We start from the raw sequence: 19,229 nt of genomic DNA, 5'->3' as shown, positions 1-19,229 counted from the left end.
CATCAGTATTCCCTTTTTGTAGAATGTAGAGAGATTATTTTTTCAAAAGCTACACTGGAACTTAAAAAAGAAAAGAGGAGAAACAATGGCGGAAATGACTTTAGCATCGATCCCAGATTTTGTTGAGGGAAATATTGTCAAAGGTATAGTTGTGGACAAAACCCCTAAGGAAGCGGTGATAGATATTGGATATAAATCCGAAGGGATAGTTCCATTAAGTGAGTTTGAAGAACCCGATTCTGTACAGATAGGGCAAGAAGTTGAAGTTTTACTTGAGAGTTTAGAAAATGAAGAGGGGATGGTTGTTCTTTCCAGGCAAAAAGCTGCACAAAAACAGAATTGGGATAAAATTCTGAAAACTTTTGAAGAAGGAGGGACGATTACCGGTAAGGTGAAACAGGTGGTCAAAGGGGGATTAATGTTGAATATTGGGGTAGAAGCCTTTTTACCTGCTTCTCAGATCGATATTGTGCCCCCCAAAAATTTGAAAGAATATGAAGGGGCAACACTGACTTGTAAGATCGTAAAAATCAGTGAAGAAAGAAAAAATGTAGTGTTATCGAGAAGGGAGATTGTAGAAGCAGAAAGAAATCAAAAGCGACTTCAATTTTTAGAGAAAGTTAATGTGGGAGATCTTGTTAAGGGTGTGGTTAAAAATGTCACCGATTTTGGAGCTTTCATTGATTTGGATGGGATAGACGGTCTTATCCATATTACGGACATGAGTTGGGGAAGAATTAATCATCCTTCAGAGATTCTCAAAGTGGGACAGCAGATCGAAGTAGTCGTTATCGATGTAGACAGGGAGAAGGAAAGGGTTTCCCTAGGACTCAAACAAAAAACTCCTAATCCGTGGGAAAAAATAGAAGAAAAGTATCCTGTAGGAACTAAGGTCAAAGGAAAGGTTGTTAATTTGGCTCCTTATGGAGCGTTTATAGAACTTGAACCCGGTATAGAGGGGTTAATCCATATTTCTGAAATATCCTGGACTCAAAAAATAACCAGGCCTAACGAAGTGCTTTCCATGGGGCAGGAAGTCGAGGCGGTTGTTCTGGACTTAAATAAAGAAGAACAGAAACTTTCCTTGAGTCTGAAAGCCTTGGAAGTAAATCCCTGGGAAAAAGCTTCTGAAACTTATCCACCTGGTTCTCTTATTAAAGGCAAGGTCAAGAATTTTTCAGCCTATGGGGCTTATATCGAATTGGAAAATGGGCTAGATGGATTTATCCATGTTAATGACCTCTCCTGGACCAGAAAAATTAACCATCCTTCAGAAGTTCTGAAAAAAGGGGAACAGATCGAGGCGAAAGTGTTGGAGATAGATAAAACGAATCAAAAGATCCTTCTTGGAATCAAACAGTTAACCGAAGATCCATGGAAAGAGATTGAAAAGAAATACAAGGTGGGAGATGTGGTAAGTGGAAAAGTCAGTAAAATAGCCAGTTTTGGAGCTTTTATTCAGCTTGCCGATGAGATCGATGGCCTTGTGCACATCTCCCAGATCAGTGCGGAACGGGTAGCTAAAGTCAAAGATGTGTTGAAAGTGGGGCAGGAGGTTAGTGCCAGGATTATTAAAATTGATAAAGAAGAGCGCCGAATTGGTCTATCGATCAAAGCCCTTAATTATACGGCTGAACAGCTTGAAAAAGAAAGAGAACGGATGGAGTTCAGTAGACCGGCCGAAGAGTTAGGTTCTCTCGAAGATGCTTTTAGTAAGGCTGAAGAAGACTATCGGCCTGGTGAATCTAAAAAGAAAAGCTAATCTTTGTTTTCTTTTCCTTTTCAAAACATTGAAAAGGTTTTTTCCGGTGATCTTTTCATTAGAGGAAACCCTTAATTAAAGGGCATCTTTTATTGTTAAGATGCTTTGAGTTTGGCTAAGATAACGGGCCGTATCCTTAGAACCTATTCTTTAGGATCTTATGTTAATTCATCAATAGGGGAACCCTCTATTTTTTTATTGGTTATCTAGAGCATTGTTTTTTCCTTTTTTTATTTTACTGTAATGCTTAAATAAATATGTAAAATTGGAAAAAAAAAGGACATATCATGACAAATCAGGATATGATTTCTCATTCAGAGAAGGAATGTCCTCAAGGCCTAACCGGAACGGTTCTGTTTTATTTTATTGCCCTTAGCCTTGTCTCCTTTCTGGGTTGGGGCGCATTGAATGCTTTTCTTGAAGGGTTAGGTAGACCTGAAGATGGTCTCATTGCTCTGCTTTGGCTTGGAGTTTTTGTGGTTGTTGCCCTGTTTTTTTCTAAACAATTACGCTGTTTAGTACCCGAACAAACCGATCAGTGAATTTAGACCCAAGGAGGGAATTATGAGTGAAGCTCAGCTCGGACCCCAAAAGGAAAAACAAAGGGTAGAAAAAAAGCTTCCTCCTCCGGTAGGCACTCTTTTTGTTTTAATCCTTTATCTGGCGGTTCTCGCAGGCATGTGGCTTTTTATGTATTTTGAGATGGTTCAAAGGAGGTGAGCAGATGGAGAAACTAGAAAAAATTTATGTCTGGCTTTCTATAAGTATACTTATAGCTTTTATCGTTGCTATTATTTATGCGTCACTAGCTTTAGCAGTAAGAGTACCCACGGATTCCGGTCAAATTGTTCCTAATCCTGGCGAGTCATTAGTCTCTGCCGTCATGCGCACTCCTCCTTTTAATCAGCCTGGAATTCAAGAAGTGGGGCCAGGTCAATACAAGGTAGTGGTCATTGGCCAAGCATGGATGTTTAATCCCCCTTCTATAGAGTTGCCTTTGGGAGCTGATGTAACTTTTTATGGGACCAGCCTAGACATCGATCATGGTTTTTACATTCCAGGGACCGATGTCAATATGATGCTTTTGCCAGGCCAGATTTCTGTTCTTAGGCATAAGTTTAATAAGGCTGGAGAATATCGGATCATCTGTCATGAATATTGCGGAACGCTTCACCACCTGATGACAGGCACAATAACGGTAAAATAAGAAAGGAAAAGAGCCCATGAGCACTATTTTTCAGGTCCAGACTCAAGTTGTTGAGAATCCCAAGGAGTTTAAACTTTCTCCAGATAACCACAGGTGGATACTGCTATCTATCCTTTTTGGGTTTGCAGCTCTTGCATTTGGGGTTTTTCAAGGGTTTGTTCAGGGGCTCAATTATGCGGGCATTAGTCTTTTTAGTTTTTTGCCCGGCATGAAAACTTATTATGAAGGATTGACCGCTCATGGTGTACTCAATGCCTTTATATTCACTTTTGCTGAAGCTAACGGTTGGCTTGCTTTGACAACGGCTAGAGGTTTAGGCCGGAATCTTAACTCAAAAATTTTAGCTCTTTCTTTTATTTTACTTGTATTAGGCACTCTCTTTGCGGGTATTCCCATATTTGTTGGTAAAGCAAGCGTGCTTTATACCTTTTATCCTCCTTTGCGTGCCCACTGGGCTTTTTATTTAGGCATCGCCTTGGCAGTTGTAAGTACTTGGCTTATTTCTGCTGCCCAGCTTATGGCTCTTGCTGCATGGAGAAAAGAACATAAAGGAGAGCGTATACCCCTAATGGCTTATGTTTCGATCATGACCTACATCATGTGGGATATTTCATCCTTGGGTGCTGCAGCTGAGGATCTATTCCTTTTACTGCCCTGGTCATTAAATCTTCTTCCCGGTTCTGACCCTCTTCTGAGTAGAGTGTTGTTCTGGTATACAGGACACCAGATCGTTTACTATTGGCTACTTCCAGCCTATGTTTCCTGGTATATATTTATTCCAAGAATGGTAGGAGGAAAGCTTTTTAGCGATTCTCTAGCCCGAATCGCTTTTATCCTTTTTGTTGTCTTGGTCCCTGTAGGTTTTCACCATCAATACACCGATCCTGGAGTAGGTAACTATTACAAAATAGCGGTTCTTATACTCACTTTCGGAATCGCTTTCCCCAGCCTTCTTACGGCCTTTTCCATTATGTATGCTCTTGAAATTGGAGGCAGGGCCAATGGGGGAAAGGGAATACTGGGTTGGTTTTGGAAACTGCCTTGGGCTAATCCCACCGTGAGTGCCCAAGTGCTGGCGATGATCGCTTTTCTACCTGGTGGAATCACAGGGATCATGAACGCAAGCTATAACATGAATCTTTTAACCCATAATACCACTTTTGTACCTGGTCATTTTCACCTTACTTTAGGTTCAGCTGTCACTCTCTCCTACTTTGGCATAGCCTATTGGCTTATTCCCTACCTAACGGGTAAGCCATTGGCTCTTAAAGGAGTGGCGAAATGGCAACCGTGGATTTATTTTCTTGGTGTCATGATATTTGCCCGTGGAGAGATATCTGGAGGAATTCTGGGAATGCCCAGAAGAACAGCTATGGCTATCATCAACTATGAACCGTTACCAGGTTGGAAACTTGCTGGAGCACTCACCGGAATTGGAGGAACGATCATGTTTATATCTTGCGTCCTCTTTTTCCTCGTCATATTCGTTACTCTAGTGCAAAAAAAACAAACCGTAACCTATCCGGATATGCCCTTTACAGAAACCTATCTCGGTGCAGCTCCTTCAGGCTGGCAACTTATTCTCGATAGGCTTTCCTATTGGGTTTTACTTTCCTTTGTCCTAATTGCCTTGGTTTATGGCCCCTTTTTACTTACCCATATTCCACCAAAATTAACGGCTCCCCCTTTCCAGGGTTTTTAAGGTTAAAAAGATCAAGCGAGTTCTTTCTCTTTTAGAATAAAAGCCTTGTTGTTTATGTAGCTTCCTCTTAGAAATAAAAGTTGTCTTTTTAGGGTTTTTAAGCCCTTGTTTTGAAGAAAAAAAATATGAATACCATCCCAATGCTTTTGTAATCAGATATGCGGAAAACATAAAATGTAACAAAAATGTAACGTGCTAGGGATTACAAAATTTGCTATGAGAAAAGGCGGAAAATGATTTTGAGAAAAAGGGGAATAAAGGGGTCTACTTTATGCTTGCATAAGTAGAAAGATAAAAAAGGAAAAGCGGTTGCTTGATTTGAGAATCAAACGTCAGTAAAACGATCATTAGAGGTTATTATGAGGTTTTTTTACTTGAATTTTAGAAATAAACGATGGTTGTGGGCTGCGTTTAAAAAAGTGTTTTTGGCTCTTTCCCCAACCTGTTTTTTTTGCTTTTACCTCTACGGACAGGAGATGCCAGTCATCGATTCTAGCCCCTCTGCTGTAACCCAATCTGAAGGGGATGCTGTAAGTCCTCAGGATGTTTCTTCACAATCGAGTAGTTCTTCTTCAACTTCCACTATTGAAACTTCATCAACTAATTCTTCATCAAGTACAACGGGGGAGATTGAAGGAGGTGCGGCAACGGAAGGAACACGGAGCTCGGAAATAAAAGAGCAGAAAGAAAGTAAAAATCCTAAAGAACTTCATAAAGAAGAAGTTTTGGGACCTAAAACTGGTATTTATTTTGGGATTTTTGGGGGAGCCGCTTTTCCCATGAGCAACGGCATCAGTGCATTAAGTTCGCCTCCATTGTTTTCTGCTGGGGGTCAATCCCATGGAGATACCGCAGGCGTTGGCGGGATCCAGGTGGGTTACAACTTTTCGGGCTACAAGATGGATTCTCAAGGAAAATATTGGCTACAGCCTGCAGCACAATTTGAAGCCTATTATATTGGACAAGAAAATATCTCTTCAACCTTGGTAGGAGGAATATCCGGGACAAAATCGACCAACATTCCTTATGGGTTTAGTTCTCAGCTGAACATGGGCATTTTCGTTGTCGATGGGTTAATTCGATTTGTCAACCCAACAAAGATTGTCCCTTACTTGGGAGGAGGTATAGGAGGAGCTTATCTTGCTTCTTCAGGGACTAATATGATTGCTCCAAATGGGCTAAATCTACTGACCGGTCATAGTTATTCTCAGGGAGCCTTTGTAGGACAAGGGATAGCGGGAGTCCAATACAACTTTACTGATCATTGGAGCGCTTTTATTGAATACAAAATTCTTTGGATTAAGAATACGGAGTTTTCTTACTTGCGTACTAATGGAGATTCAATGTTAATTAAATATCCCCAGTCTTTTAACATGGCCCTTGGGGGAATTCGGTATAATTTTTAAAATAATATGTTTGTATTTTCTTCTTCGACTTTGCTTTTTTGGCGTGCAGTTCCACTATAGAAGATTGAAGAATGGCTGAAATGAATTTAAATCTCATTTGAGCTATTACACTAACAACGACATTAAGAATGTGGCCCTCTAGAAAGCAACAAAGAGTATAAAACTAAAGGAAGAAAACCTCCAAAGCATTTAATGGGACGGGGTGTTTTGATTGGCTTGTTCCTTTTGGAGTCTTTCTAATCCCTTTTTGATAGCTTGTGTTTCTACGGCTTTGCGTTGCGTTCTCTCAAAAAGATGGGTTAAATGGGGAGCAAAAAAGAGAAGCACAAAAGCTAAGACAACAAGAAGAATTTTCAATACTTTCATGATAAGAATAAAAATGTGTTGAATACTTATGTCAATACATGAAATATCCTTTTATTTTTTGTTGGAGGCAAGAGGAGTTTGAAAATGGAAAATGGAGTATATAGCCTTTAAACTTGCCTAAAAAGCTTTAATTGTTGGTCAAAGAGTTGCGGATAGATACGGTTTCAATACAATTTTATCATGTCCAGAAAGCTCGTTATGATCCATGAATCCGCCGAAGTGCTTGTCGTCTTGACACATATATTGTGTCGATGGGAGCGCGAAAGACAGCTGTTGCTGGATGAGCGCTCGCAGCCGCTACGACCTTAAGGGTCGTGGAGTCCAATAAAGGTGATTCTCTTTAGAGAGGTTTTAATGGGACAAAGACAAATTGGTAGATTGAAAAGCTGTTAAAAGCGAAAGATATCAAGTACTGGTCTTATATAAGATGATATAGAAAAAGATGGAAGCTTCAATTGTCTTGCTTTATGAACTACTCCCGCCAACCTGATGGTATGGCGTGAGTTTCGCGCTTCTACGGGAGTGCCGGGTTGCCTGGAAGGCTTGCCGGTCTTACCTCCCTCAACGCCTTGGCCGGTTCCCGGCCACCAATCTGTTTCATGACCCAGCTCAAAAGCAGCTTGGCGGCGTTCTCATCACCTGAACAAGATGCGCCACAAGGACAATCATGCCAGCGCTGCGACAAGGGCTTTTTCTCCAGCCTGCCGCACAGCTGGCAGCGCTGGCTGGGCTTAAGCTTGCGGCTATCTGCCTCCATCGCCCAGCCACCAGCCTCTTGCGCTTTGTACCTGAGCATCTGATGGAACATGCCGGCTGCGGCATCGAAAATGCCGCGGTTTAAGCCTCTCTTGTACGCGCCGCCCAAGGCCGTCATCCCACGAATGTTCAACTGCTCCAGCCCCAAAACCGCAAAGGTGGCCACAAGCCAAGCGCTGGTCTGGTGGAGAAAATCCTGGCGCTGGTTGGTCACCTTCTCATGCAACCTGCCCAAAAGGGCGTATTCCTTCCTCAGACGGTTGGAGAGGGGAAAGCCTTTCATCTTGCCGCTGGCCTTTTTCGCCTCTTCCTCCTTGCGGCAGATGCGTTTTTGTACGGCGCCGATTCGTTCTAGAGAGCGCTGCAAATGCCGGGGATTTTCGATCCGCTCCACCCCTTCCGGCGTGGCCAGGGTGGCGAACGTTTCCACACCCCAATCCAGGCCACCGATCCGTTCCCCATGTAATCTCTTGGGCTCGCGCTCCACCGTAACCGAGGCGTACCATGTGCCGCGGCGGTGCAGAATCTCGCAGGTTTTGGGCGCGTCAACCCTCCGGGCCTTGCCTCGGATGCGCAGCTCGCCTACGCCAGAGAGGCGCAACTTGCCGTGTTTCATCCCAGGACCAGAAAGCAAGCGCTAGCCATCTCCGTGGGTCTTGTAACCCCATCCTTCGAAACGATGCAGCGGCTTGAAGCGGGGAAACCCCGGCTCCTCACCGTTCTTCACCCGGCCGAAGAAGTGCCGGAAGGCTAGATCCAGGCGCTTTAACGTCAGCTGTTCGGATTGGGCGTTGACCGACCGAAGCAAGGGCGATTGGGCCCGCCAGTCGGTCAATGCTTTGCACTGATCGGAGAAAGACAGGGATTTTTGCTGCTGAATCCAGCCCCTGCGCCGTTCATCCATCGCCCTGTTCCACAGCAGGCAATGCACCCAGCGCAACCACTCCAGCGCCTTGATCTGGCGCAGGGTGGGATACAATCGATAGGTCTATACTACTGTGTTTTCAAACTTCAATACCATTTGGTTCTTGTCACCAAGTACCGCCGCAAGTGCATCACCGCCTCCATGCTGGAACGGCTGGAAGAGATAACCCGCAGCACCGTGGCCAAGTGGGGCGGAGAATTTTTGGAATTCAATGGAGAGGCCGATCATGTCCATATCCTGTTGGAGCTGACACCAAAAACCGCGCCCTCCGCTCTGGTCAACAACCTCAAGACCGTCACTTCCAGGCTGATCTGCAAGGAGTTCTCCGAGCATCTGCGGAAGTTCTATTGTCAAGAGCCTGTCTTCTGGAGCCGCAGCTACTGCATCATCACCGTGGGTGGCGCCCCGCCTGCAGTCCTGAAACAATACATCGAGAGACAAAACATGCCGGACTGATCGCCCTGACGGACGATAGCGCCGCTTCACCACCACCTCAATCGTCGCCCGATTATAGGTGGAGCACTGCGGCGTAGGCTTGGGTAGTAATGTAGGCTTATCCTACATCGTCAATGTAGAACACATTGGACGGTAAATTATTCGGGCGATTTGGAGTGATACACAGAGGGCTTAAAAGCTCTTTATTAAGAGCATGATCATCAATAAACCCATTAATGGTTTTGGGATAAGCTCAAGGAAAGACTTTGGTTCCAACGGTTCTCGTTGCAAGAACAGTTACATGACAAGGGTAAGGAACAGAACTCACTCTTTGTTTTTATTTTTTACCGCATGAAGATGAACCTTTTGTTTTAAAAATTTAGAAATATGCCCTAATGGCCCTTGTAGCTAATCCGGTAGATCACATTGTTTCCATCATCGGCAAGTAGTAGACTTCCATCCGGAAGAAAGATCAGTCCTGCGGGTCTTCCCCAAGTTTTCGATGGATATGGATTGAGCAGAAAACCGGTCATAAAATCCTCGTAATAGCCTTTAGGCTTGTGATTTTCCCCAAAAGGAACAAAAACGATCTTGTAGCCGGTAGCCGGTTTTCGGTTCCAGGAACCATGGAGGGCCACAAAAGCCCCATTTTTATAATGTTCGGGCAAAGGAGCATCCGGTGGAGCAAAGGCTAAGCCTAATGCTGCAGAATGGCTTTCAAAAAGAACATCGGGTTTTTTTGTGGATTTGATAAACTCTTCAGCTTTTGTGCCCTTAATTTTGTTCTTCCACCGTGGATCGATAAACTGGGGGGATAAGTAACAGTAAGGCCATCCATAAAAATCGCCTTTTTCGACCTGGGTTAGATAATCAGGGACAAGTTCATCTCCAAGCCAATCTCTTTCGTTTACCGTTGTATAAAGAACTGAAGTCAGGGGATGAAATGCTAATCCCACGGGGTTTCTCAGGCCAGTAGCATAGGATTCATAGCTTTTTGTATTAAGTTTATAGAGAAGGATTGAAGCACGAGGAGGAGGGTCTTCATCGACATTGGTTTTGGAACCCACCGTGATAAACAGTGATTGGCCATCGGGGGATAAAGCTAAAGTCCGGCTCCAATGGTTTCCGCCCCCCGGAAGAGAGAGTAGTTTTCTTCCTCTTCCTTCGAGCTTCTTTTGTCCTACTTTATAAGGGAAGGAAAGAACTCCATCGGTATTGGCGACATAAAAAGTATCTTTGTTAAAAGCCATGCCAAAAGGCAGATGTAATCCATTGGATACATCCCCAAAAAGGGTGATCTGATCGGCCTGGCCGTCCTTGTTTGTATCCTTTAGCAGTTTGATTCTTCCCGAGTAGGATTCGGCTACGAGAACGTCTCCAGAAGGGGTTAAAGCAAGCCAACGGGGATTGTCTAGCTCCTTGGCAAAGATATTGACTGTAAAACCTTCAGGAAGATAGAGAACAGCATTTGCCGGTGGAGGAACTACCTTAGGCCAGTTGTTTGAACCATTGACTTCAGCTTGAGGCAGTTGTTCTAAGTTAATAGCAATTTTTTTAGGAATAATAGGTTTGACTTGTATTTTACCAAAGGAGAAATCTGTGCAGACCAAAAAAAGAATAAGGTAAAGTGAAGCTTTTGGGAAAAAAGGGATCATAGGTCGGGTAGGTTATATATCTTCGTTAGTGGGAAGCGGAAAACGTTCCCATAAGCTCTGCCGAGGCTAAAACATGACCATGCATTTTTTTGAGTAACTCCGCTTTCGTTGATCCTCTAGGCAGTTGGAGTAAGGTATCGAGAGCATAGACCCTAAAATAGTACCGGTGAACACCCGAAGGTGGAGCGGGACCGTCAAATTGGGTATTACCAAAGTCATTTCTTCCCGCAACGGCTCCTGATGGGATTTCTCCTTTCTTAATCACTCGGGTTTCAGCGGGAATGTTCCATAAAACCCAGTGTACCCATGTTCCTCGAGGTGCATCAGGATCATCCATAATCAGAGCTAAGGATTTGGTTTGTTCTGGTACATCTTCAAACCTAAGTTCAGGAGAGCGGTTTTCTGAATGGTAAGCACAAAACGGGGGAAGGGGCTTACCCTTTTCAAAATCAGGCGAAGATAACTTCATTGAGATCCCTTTGTTTATATTGAATATAAAAAAAAAGAGAAAAGGGAAAAGAAATAACCACTTTGCGGTCATGGTCTTTTATAACTTTTTAGGGTTGGAAAATCAAGAAGCTTGTATAGTATGCGATAAGGAGAAAGAAATTTGAAAGAGAAAAAAAGTTTCAAGCTTACACTTATTCTTTTTTATTTAGCTGTTCTTAGTCCTTTTAGTTATGGAGAAACAGTAAAAAAGGATATTTTTAGTTCTGAAAGTGAAGAGCTTGAAATTGGTTCTACCGATCCTTGGAAAAAAGAAGACGTGATGAGTACTCAATCACTGGCTGATGCTTTAAAACAGAAAATGGATAAAACCGACTTCATTCTCATCCATGTGGGCTTTTCTTTTCTTTATAAAGCAGGACATATTCCGGGTTCAATCTATGTTGGACCGGGAAAGGATCCCGAAGGGATAGAGACTTTAAAGAAAAGCACAGAAGGGTTTCCTAAAGAAAAGCTTATTATTCTTTACTGTGGTTGCTGTCCATGGAACCAATGTCCTAATATCCGGCCCGCTTTTAATACACTAAAAGAGCTACACTTTAACAATCTTAAAATTTTATTTATTCCCCATGATTTTGCACAGGATTGGATCCGGAAAGGTTATCCAGTAGAGAAAGGGAGATGAAAAGCTTGAATCTTTTTACAATTATTTCTTATTGATGAATATATTCTTTGCCTTATATTATTTTCTATGAAAAAACGAGTGCAAAGAGCTCTCCTTTTTTCGGCCTTGTCTTGTTTTGTGATTTTGGGACCTTTATCTCTTAAGGCGGATGTGATGCTCACTACAAAGGGATATCGGCTAACTATTCTGCCCGTACTTGGAGCAGAAAAAGTGATTGTTCCCGAAGGCAAAGTGCATATGAAAGAGCTTGCCTATTTGCCCAATGTTCAAGAACAAAAATCCTCTTTTGCTGTTGAGAAAAGCCAAAAACACATCAAAAAAGGCCAAGGCCAAAAAAAAGCTCTGCTCTGCTGTAAAAGCTAAAAAGTTTACTAATGTATAAAATAGAGCTTTGTCCTATTGCTTCGCTGAAAAAGGAGATATGATGTTTTTAATTTCAGCTATCCGGTTTGCCGGAAATCCTCCTTTTTCTGCATGTTCGCGGATCGCCTGTTCATTTGGAGCGATATAAATACAATAAATCTTATCCCCTGTGACGTAGCTTTCTATCCATTGAATTTGGGGGCCCATTTGGTCTAAAATAGAACAGGACTTGGCAGAAATTTGCGCGAGTTGTTCTGCAGATAAGTTTCCGGCACCAGGAATTTCTCTTTCAATGACATATCTAGGCATGATGTTATATCCTTTTGTAAGAGTTGTTAAATGGATTGAGTTTTAGACTATCCTAAATGAGGGGTGAGGATCAATCTTTTTTTTAAACGAAAGAAAACAAAAAAGCTTCAGAGTTTCTCTGAAGCTTTTTTATCTCAGGAGGTAGTATTCTATTAGATATTAGATCGAATAGCCCTGTTCTCCATGTTCTATGATGTCCAGTCCCTGTTGCTCAACTTCTTCATTGACTCGTAGCCCGACAAGAGCTTTGACGATAAAACCAATGATGAGCGAAGCAGTGGTAGCGATGACGATGGTGATCAGTATAGCTTTGAGCTGGGCTATCCACAGAGTACCGCTACCGATTGCGGCAGCCAGCCCATTTTTCTTGGCGACCGCTTCACTGAGCAAGTTAGCGTTTACTGCTGGATTAACAAAAATGCCAGTTAAAAAAGCACCAAGCATACCTCCAACCCCATGAACCCCGAAAGCATCGAGTGCATCGTCATATTTAAGGAGCGGCTTGAGCACTGAGCAAGCGAAATAGGGAATTATTCCCGCAGAAAGACCGATAATCACCGCTCCTGTGGTATTAACGAAGCCGCAAGCAGGGGTTATGGCCACAAGACCTGCTACCGCACCTGTTGAAAAGCCCAGAACTGTTGGAGTACCTTTAATGGTATATTCAAGCATGGGCCACGTAAGCGAAGCAACCGCTGTGGCGATGGTGGTTGTTAAGAAAGCGTTGGCAGCGATCCCATCAGCGGCAACCGCACTGCCCGCGTTAAACCCATACCACCCGATCCAGAGAATCGCGGCCCCTGTCATGCAATAAGCCATGTTGTTAGGAATCATAGGTTCGGTTCCCAGACCTTTTCTTTTTCCAAGAAGGAGAGCTAGGATAAGAGCGGACCAGCCCGAAGTCATATGCACGACGGTACCTCCTGCAAAATCGATCGCAGGAATCTTTGCTCCCGCATTAAAGACTCCATTCATTAGGCCGCTTGCGCCCCAGACCATATGCGCTTGAGGAAAGTAAACAAAAAGCATCCAAAGAGTGATGAAAATGAGTACAGCTGAATATTTCATTCTTTCTGCAATACCTCCCATAATCAATGCTGGGGTAATGACAGCGAACATCATCTGAAACATGCAGAAAACATTTTGAGAAACCCAAAAGGAATAATTTGTATTGGGTGCAGAATCTACTCCTTTGAGGAAGAAATATTCGGTCCCACCCAAGAAATAACCAAGAGGGCTACCTGAAAGGTTTGTCCCAAAGACCAAGCTATAGCCTATTGCCCACCACAGTACCGTGACAAGTCCAGTAATTCCAAAACATTGGGCAAGAACAGAAAGAATGTTTTTGGAGCGTACTAGCCCACCATAAAAGAGAGCAAGACCGGGAAGAGTCATAAAAAGGACAAATGCGGTTGAAGTTAAAAGCCAGGCATTGTGTCCTGGACCTGGGCTTCCTGCAATTTTGCTTCCCGAAGGATCAGCATTGGTCACGTAGGCCTCAAGACCTGCAACCCGTTGCTCTAAAGTAGGAGGAGAGGTAGAGTTGGGTTGTGCAACTGCTGTAGCTGGTTGTTTGTTCGAAAAGGAGATTCCCAAAGCGATAAGGATAACTGCAGATAGGATTCCTAAAAAAATAAAAGCTTCCAATTTTGGGCGACTTCGATCAATAATGAGAGTAGAAGTTGGATTTTTCATCAAAACACTTAAAGCAAATACAATGCCAATTATTTGAAGAATAAAAGGATTTTTTGGTTGTTTTAAATCCTCAAAATTTGTATAACACAATATATTGTATTTTCTCATTATTAAATCCACATTATATGGATTTAATAAAGGAAATGATAATCAAAAATGGCTAAATTAAATTATATTATTAACCCACAGGATGATGTGGATTGAAGGAAGGCACTATGAATTCTCAGCAACTTTTTTTTAGTGAGTTTGACGGTGGTCTTTCTGAACTTTTCATAGTCAAAAGAGATGGTCGTGTAGTGCCTTTCGATCCTCACCGTATACATGCGGCGGTTGAAAAAGCGTTTCGGGCTGATAGGAAAAAAACCCCTACCGAATCTCTTTCAGCCGAGGACATTGCGGCGATCGATGAAATTACTGCCTCTGTTGTGTCCAAATCGACCGCTCTTGCTCATCGTGGAGAGAGACTTGAAGTAGAACGGATTCAGGATCTTGTAGAGCTCACGCTTATGGAGCTTGGCTATCATACCGTAGCCAAGCGTTACATTCTTTACCGGGCTGAACGGGGTAAGGCAAGGACTATTCAGAACATGGATGGAGTCTCTATCCACATGATCGATAAAAAGGGCAGGACTACACCCTTGGATCTAGCTTGGATCCACCGCACGCTGATGGAGGCATGCCGAGGTCTTGAAGATCGTTGTTCTTGGAGAGAACTTGCTGAAGAGACGGTACGCGCTCTTTATGATCAAATCAAAGAAGAAGAGATCCTCCAAGCGATGATTCTTACGGCAAGAAGCTGGGTGGAAAAGGAACCCGCTTATACTTACGTTGCTGCTCGGCTGATGCTGGGAAAGATTTATGAAGAAGCTCTTTTGCATGTGCCTAGTATTCATGAAACGGCCGAGTACCATAAAGCCTACTTTCCTACCTACGTTCAGTTTGGAGTAAAAATAGGTAGGCTAAGTCCTCGTTTACTGGAGTTCGACCTTAATAAATTAGCTCAGGCACTGAGGTTAGAAAGGGATAGGCAGTTTAGCTACCTTGGCCTTCAGATTCTCTACGATAGGTATCTGCTCCACCATGAAGAAAGAAGGATTGAAACACCCCAATATTTCTGGATGCGGGTGGCCATGGGGCTTGCTCTGAATGAGAAAACGGATAAGGAGTTGTGGGCGATCCGCTTTTACGATATTCTATCCCGTTTTCTTTTTATGTCTTCTACCCCAACCCTCTTCAACTCAGCCACTATTCATCCTCAGCTTAGTTCCTGCTATTTATTAACCGTTGAAGACGACTTAGATGGGATCTTTAAGGTTATTTCTGATAATGCACGGCTTTCTAAGTGGGCGGGAGGGTTAGGAAACGATTGGACTAATGTTCGGGCTACTGGCTCTTTAATTCGCGGCACAAATGGCAAAAGCCAGGGAGTAATCCCTTTTTTGAAAGTAGCCAACGATACAGCCGTGGCTGTCAATCAGGGTGGAAAAAGAAAAGGAGCTCTGTGTGCTTATCTTGAAACCTGGCATCTGGACATAGAAGATTTTCTTGAACTGCGGAAAAATACGGGTGATGAAAGGCGCCGTACCCATGACATGAATACCGCAAACTGGATCCCTGACCTTTTCATGAAAAGGGTCTTACAAAACGGGAGCTGGACCCTATTTAGCCCAAGTGATGTACCTGATCTTCACCATCTCTACGGTAAAGCTTTTGAAAAAAGATACATCGAGTATGAAGAGAAGGCAGACAGAGGAGAGATCAAACTTTTTAAGAGGGTTTCAGCTACCGATCTTTGGAGAAAAATGCTTACCCTTCTTTTTGAGACCGGCCATCCCTGGATTACTTTCAAAGATCCTTCTAACATCCGTTCTCCTCAAGATCATGTTGGGGTGATTAACAGTTCTAATCTGTGTACCGAAATTCTTTTGAATACGAGTGCTGAAGAAGTAGCCGTTTGTAATCTAGGATCGATTAATCTTCCTGCTCATCTTGATGAACAGGGAGAAATGGATGAGCAAAAACTCCAGGAAACGATCCGTATCGCCATACGGATGCTTGATAACGTTATTGATATCAATTTTTATCCGATTCCTGAGGCTCGTAATTCCAATCTTAGGCATAGACCCGTGGGCTTAGGGATAATGGGTTTTCAAGACCTCCTTTACATTAAAAGAGTTCCTTACGGCAGCGAAAAAGCGATCGAACTTGCCGATCGGCTGATGGAAACTGTGGCTTACTATGCTATTCTTTCTTCTTGTGAACTAGCAAAAGAAAGAGGAGCTTATTCTACTTTTAAGGGATCTAAGTGGGACAGGGGGCTCCTTCCCTTAGATACTCTCGATCTTTTAGAAGAGCAAAGGGGGGGATTTGTTGAGGTAGACAGAACCAAGACAAAGGATTGGGACTTCGTAAGGCAAAAAATCAAGGAACAGGGGTTAAGAAATAGCTGTCTGCTAGCGATCGCTCCTACGGCCACAATTTCAAATATTACCGGTGTTAGTCAATCGATAGAACCCAGTTATAAGAACCTTTATGTGAAATCGAATCTTTCCGGAGATTTTATCAGCATTAATCCCTATTTGGTAGAAGATCTAAAGAAGCTCAACCTTTGGGACCAGGAAATGGTGGATGACTTAAAGTATTATGATGGATCGGTCAAACCCATTGAGCGTATTCCCCAGGAACTCAAGGAGCTATATGCAACCGCTTTTGAAATCGATCCTTATTATTTAATTGAGTGTGCAAGCCGCAGGCAAAAATGGATCGATATGGGACAATCTCTTAATCTTTATGTGGATGAACCGAGTGGTTGGAAAATATCCCAGATGTATATCTTGTGTTGGAAAAAGGGGTTAAAAACCACCTATTATCTCAGGTCAAGGGCAGCGACGAGCGTAGAAAAATCGACTTTAGATATAAATGTGCGTGGTATTCAACCGCGATGGATGAAAAGCCGAAGCCCTTCGGCAAACATAAAAGTGGAAAGGGAAGGAAAAGAAAAAAGCGCTTGCTCCCTGGATTCAGAATGTGAAAGCTGTCAGTAAGTTTTTATACTAAAATTTTAAAAAAGGAGAAAATTGATTATGAGCTGTTGTTCTGGAGGAGCTTCTCAACCCTATGACCTCACCAAGAGAATCAATGTGCAGGAAAAAAGGTTGATTAACTGCAAAGCCGTTGATGTTAACCAGTTGATGCCCCTGAAGTATAAGTGGGCATGGGAACACTATCTCAATGGATGTGCCAACAACTGGCTTCCTTCTGAAGTTCCCATGCAGAGAGATGTGGAACTATGGAAATCCGACCGGCTTACCAGTGACGAAAGACTAGTGATCATGAGAAATCTCGGTTTTTTTGCCACCGGAGAAAGTCTTGTAGGTAACAACATTGTGCTTGCGATATTTAAATTTGTCACAAATGCCGAAGCTCGGCAATACTTGCTTAGACAGGCCTATGAAGAAGCTGTCCATACCCATGCTTTTCTTTACATAGTGGAATCCTTAGGGTTAGACGAGAGAGAAGTCTTTAACATGTATCATGAAGTCAACTCGATCTCTAAAAAAGACCAATTTGAGATGATTTTGACCGAAGATATCCTGCGCGAAGGTTTTAACACAGAAAGCGTAGAAAATATCCAGAAGTTTGTAAAGAACTTGGTTGGCTTTTATGTCATTATGGAAGGGATTTTCTTCTACAGTGGTTTTGCCATGATATTATCTTTCCACAGGCAAAATAAGATGACGGGAATTGGAGAGCAGTTTCAGTACATTTTAAGGGATGAAACCATACATCTTAATTTTGGCATAGACCTGATTAATGGGATAAAGGAAGAAAATCCAGATATTTGGACTCCACAATTTCAAAAAGAAATTCAGGAGATGATCGAACAGGCGGTAGTTCTCGAATATGCCTATGCGAAAGATTGCCTTCCCCGGGGTATCCTTGGGTTAAACAGTGCTCTTTTTAAGGATTATGTAGAATACATTGCGGATCGGAGATTGGAAAGGATTGGCTTTAAGGCCAGGTATGGGTCTAAGAATCCTTTTCCATGGATGAGCGAGGTTATGGATCTTGTCAAAGAAAAAAATTTCTTTGAAACTCGAGTAACCGAATATCAATCTGGGGCGGTGTTAAGCTGGTAAAGAAGATAGCTCTATCTTTTTTATTTCCTTTTCCCTAAGGAAAAAGAGCATATTTTTATAGTTTTTATAAAAAAATATATGCATCATTTTTATTACAAGGATTCAGAACTTTATGTCGAGGATGTTCCGGTCCGAAGTCTTGTTGAACGCTATGGGACACCCCTTTATGTTTATTCAGCGCAGACAATAATCGATCATTATACGAGGTTTGATCATGCCCTTGAAGCTGTTGATCACTTGATCTGTTATGCGGTTAAAGCCAATTCTAACCAATGGATTTTAAAGCAGTTGGTTAACTTGGGAAGCGGTTTTGATCTTGTCAGTGGTGGGGAACTCTACCGTGTTCTTCGGGTGGGAGCCGATCCTCAGAAATGTACTTTTGCGGGCGTAGGGAAAACCCAGAGCGAAATTGAAGAAGCAATCAAGGCTGGTATTTATAGTTTTATTGTAGAAAGTGAAGAAGAACTCTATCAGATTGACAAGATAGCTGCTCGATTGTCAGTTAAGGCCCCTGTGGCTTTTCGGATTAATCCAGATGTCTCTGCTTTGACCCACGCCAAGATTACGACGGGAACTGATCTCAATAAATTTGGTATCTCATTTTGTCAGGTTGAAGATATTTTAGAAAAAAGTTTAAAGCTGCGGAACGTTTTTCTCAAGGGGGTACAGATACACATTGGATCCCAGATTCAATCTGTAGAACCATTTCTTCAGGCGATCCAGCGGGTCATTCCCTTGGTTGAAAAAATGAAGAAAAGATTTGGGGCTGAGTTTTTTGATATTGGGGGTGGTATTGGTATTGTCTACGATAAGGCGCTCGAAAGTGGAGATCACGCTTGGTGGCAGGAAAGAAATGAGCTATTGACCTTAAATCGCTATGCTAATGCGATTATTCCGCTGATTAAGCCGTTGGGGATGAAAATCTTGGTGGAACCTGGCAGAGTGCTCGTTGGCAATGCGGGTATATTAGTAAGCCAGGTGATTTATGTCAAAAAAGGGGTTTCCAAAAAGTTTGTGATCGTTGATGCAGCGATGAATGACTTGGTCAGACCAGCTTTTTATGAAGCCCATCATCAGATACTTCCATTGAAGGAACAGCCTAATCGACCCCTTGAAGTTGTGGACGTGGTGGGTCCTGTTTGTGAATCTTCCGATTATCTTGCCCTCGACAGACGTCTGCCTGAATTTAGGGCTGGAGAGTACTTGGCTGTGCTCAGTGCGGGTGCATATGGGTTTTCCATGGCTTCCAATTACAACTCTCGGCTTAGACCTGCAGAAGTTCTCATCAAGGGTAATCAGATACAATTAATACGAAAAAGAGAAAGTTATTCGGACCTAGTTGCCTTGGAAGAATAAAGAATAACTAGCTTAAAAAAA

19 protein-coding genes are annotated in these 19,229 nt (G+C 42.8%); 12 read left to right on the top strand and 7 right to left on the bottom strand.

Annotated elements, in window-relative coordinates; genetic code table 11:
• The first annotated feature begins 85 nt into the window (after window positions 1-85).
• The 6 genes from IT6_RS01425 (at window position 86) to IT6_RS01400 (ending at window position 6,077) form a co-directional block, all read left to right on the top strand.
• Complete coding sequence (locus IT6_RS01425; protein ID WP_206827079.1) at window positions 86-1,762, top strand: 30S ribosomal protein S1; 1,677 nt, start codon at window positions 86-88, stop codon at window positions 1,760-1,762.
• A gap of 287 nt (window positions 1,763-2,049) precedes the next feature.
• A complete protein-coding gene (locus tag IT6_RS01420; protein WP_206827078.1) occupies window positions 2,050-2,304 on the top strand; it encodes a hypothetical protein in 255 nt (84 codons plus the stop codon).
• A 22-nt stretch (window positions 2,305-2,326) separates the two neighbouring features.
• Window positions 2,327-2,482: a hypothetical protein gene (locus tag IT6_RS01415; RefSeq protein WP_166792854.1), complete on the top strand. Its 156-nt coding sequence runs from the start codon at window positions 2,327-2,329 to the stop codon at window positions 2,480-2,482.
• A 4-nt stretch (window positions 2,483-2,486) separates the two neighbouring features.
• Window positions 2,487-2,969, top strand: a complete 483-nt coding sequence (locus IT6_RS01410) for a cytochrome c oxidase subunit II (RefSeq protein ID WP_206827076.1) — start codon at window positions 2,487-2,489, stop codon at window positions 2,967-2,969.
• Window positions 2,970-2,985: 16 nt separating this feature from the next.
• Window positions 2,986-4,671: a cbb3-type cytochrome c oxidase subunit I gene (locus IT6_RS01405; RefSeq protein ID WP_134440063.1), complete on the top strand. Its 1,686-nt coding sequence runs from the start codon at window positions 2,986-2,988 to the stop codon at window positions 4,669-4,671.
• A 476-nt stretch (window positions 4,672-5,147) separates the two neighbouring features.
• Window positions 5,148-6,077, top strand: coding sequence for an outer membrane protein (locus IT6_RS01400; RefSeq protein WP_242524272.1), 930 nt, complete (start codon window positions 5,148-5,150; stop codon window positions 6,075-6,077).
• Between the two features lie 189 nt (window positions 6,078-6,266).
• Here IT6_RS01400 and IT6_RS01395 read toward each other — a convergent pair whose 3' ends face one another.
• The 3 genes from IT6_RS01395 to IT6_RS01385 form a co-directional block, all read right to left on the bottom strand.
• Window positions 6,267-6,443: a hypothetical protein gene (locus tag IT6_RS01395; protein ID WP_166792853.1), complete on the bottom strand. Its 177-nt coding sequence runs from the start codon at window positions 6,441-6,443 to the stop codon at window positions 6,267-6,269.
• 514 nt (window positions 6,444-6,957) lie between these two features.
• Complete coding sequence (locus IT6_RS01390; protein WP_206827074.1) at window positions 6,958-7,815, bottom strand: RNA-guided endonuclease InsQ/TnpB family protein; 858 nt, start codon at window positions 7,813-7,815, stop codon at window positions 6,958-6,960.
• Window positions 7,816-7,836: 21 nt separating this feature from the next.
• Window positions 7,837-8,178 carry a transposase gene (locus tag IT6_RS01385; protein ID WP_206827072.1) on the bottom strand — a complete coding sequence of 114 codons (342 nt, stop codon included), beginning with the start codon at window positions 8,176-8,178 and terminating at the stop codon, window positions 7,837-7,839.
• On the opposite strand from IT6_RS01385, the gene tnpA reads away from it, so the two are divergent.
• Window positions 8,125-8,580, top strand: a complete 456-nt coding sequence (gene tnpA / locus IT6_RS01380) for an IS200/IS605 family transposase (RefSeq protein WP_449288821.1) — start codon at window positions 8,125-8,127, stop codon at window positions 8,578-8,580. The genes IT6_RS01385 and tnpA overlap by 54 nt on opposite strands.
• Before the next feature lie 371 nt (window positions 8,581-8,951).
• Here tnpA and IT6_RS01375 read toward each other — a convergent pair whose 3' ends face one another.
• Together IT6_RS01375 and IT6_RS01370 are read right to left on the bottom strand one after the other, a co-directional pair.
• Window positions 8,952-10,214: a PQQ-dependent sugar dehydrogenase gene (locus IT6_RS01375; protein ID WP_206827070.1), complete on the bottom strand. Its 1,263-nt coding sequence runs from the start codon at window positions 10,212-10,214 to the stop codon at window positions 8,952-8,954.
• 25 nt (window positions 10,215-10,239) lie between these two features.
• Entirely contained in the window at window positions 10,240-10,683 is a 444-nt protein-coding gene (locus IT6_RS01370; RefSeq protein ID WP_206827068.1) for a YbhB/YbcL family Raf kinase inhibitor-like protein, read from the bottom strand.
• A gap of 141 nt (window positions 10,684-10,824) precedes the next feature.
• On the opposite strand from IT6_RS01370, the gene IT6_RS01365 reads away from it, so the two are divergent.
• The gene (locus IT6_RS01365; RefSeq protein ID WP_206827067.1) at window positions 10,825-11,346 is read left to right on the top strand and encodes a rhodanese-like domain-containing protein; all 522 of its coding nucleotides are present in this window, start codon (window positions 10,825-10,827) and stop codon (window positions 11,344-11,346) included.
• Window positions 11,347-11,424: 78 nt separating this feature from the next.
• Window positions 11,425-11,709 carry a hypothetical protein gene (locus IT6_RS01360; RefSeq protein WP_206827065.1) on the top strand — a complete coding sequence of 95 codons (285 nt, stop codon included), beginning with the start codon at window positions 11,425-11,427 and terminating at the stop codon, window positions 11,707-11,709.
• Window positions 11,710-11,742: 33 nt separating this feature from the next.
• Here the strand turns inward: IT6_RS01360 and IT6_RS01355 are convergent, their stop codons facing one another.
• A complete protein-coding gene (locus IT6_RS01355; protein ID WP_134439141.1) occupies window positions 11,743-12,018 on the bottom strand; it encodes a DUF4242 domain-containing protein in 276 nt (91 codons plus the stop codon).
• 159 nt (window positions 12,019-12,177) lie between these two features.
• The gene (locus IT6_RS01350) at window positions 12,178-13,713 is read right to left on the bottom strand and encodes an ammonium transporter (RefSeq protein WP_242524271.1); all 1,536 of its coding nucleotides are present in this window, start codon (window positions 13,711-13,713) and stop codon (window positions 12,178-12,180) included.
• A 215-nt stretch (window positions 13,714-13,928) separates the two neighbouring features.
• On the opposite strand from IT6_RS01350, the gene IT6_RS01345 reads away from it, so the two are divergent.
• From IT6_RS01345 to lysA, 3 genes are all read left to right on the top strand, one after another.
• Entirely contained in the window at window positions 13,929-16,757 is a 2,829-nt protein-coding gene (locus tag IT6_RS01345) for a ribonucleoside-diphosphate reductase subunit alpha (protein WP_206827061.1), read from the top strand.
• A gap of 39 nt (window positions 16,758-16,796) precedes the next feature.
• Entirely contained in the window at window positions 16,797-17,852 is a 1,056-nt protein-coding gene (locus tag IT6_RS01340) for a ribonucleotide-diphosphate reductase subunit beta (protein WP_134439143.1), read from the top strand.
• Between the two features lie 78 nt (window positions 17,853-17,930).
• Window positions 17,931-19,208, top strand: coding sequence for a diaminopimelate decarboxylase (lysA, locus tag IT6_RS01335; RefSeq protein ID WP_206827059.1), 1,278 nt, complete (start codon window positions 17,931-17,933; stop codon window positions 19,206-19,208).
• Window positions 19,209-19,229 lie beyond the last annotated feature (21 nt).

It is taken from the genome of Methylacidiphilum caldifontis, assembly GCF_017310505.1.
Classification (GTDB): domain Bacteria; phylum Verrucomicrobiota; class Verrucomicrobiia; order Methylacidiphilales; family Methylacidiphilaceae; genus Methylacidiphilum; species Methylacidiphilum caldifontis.
The sequence above is the reverse complement of the archived record's forward strand: the minus strand, read 5'-3'. Positions and strand labels throughout refer to the sequence as shown.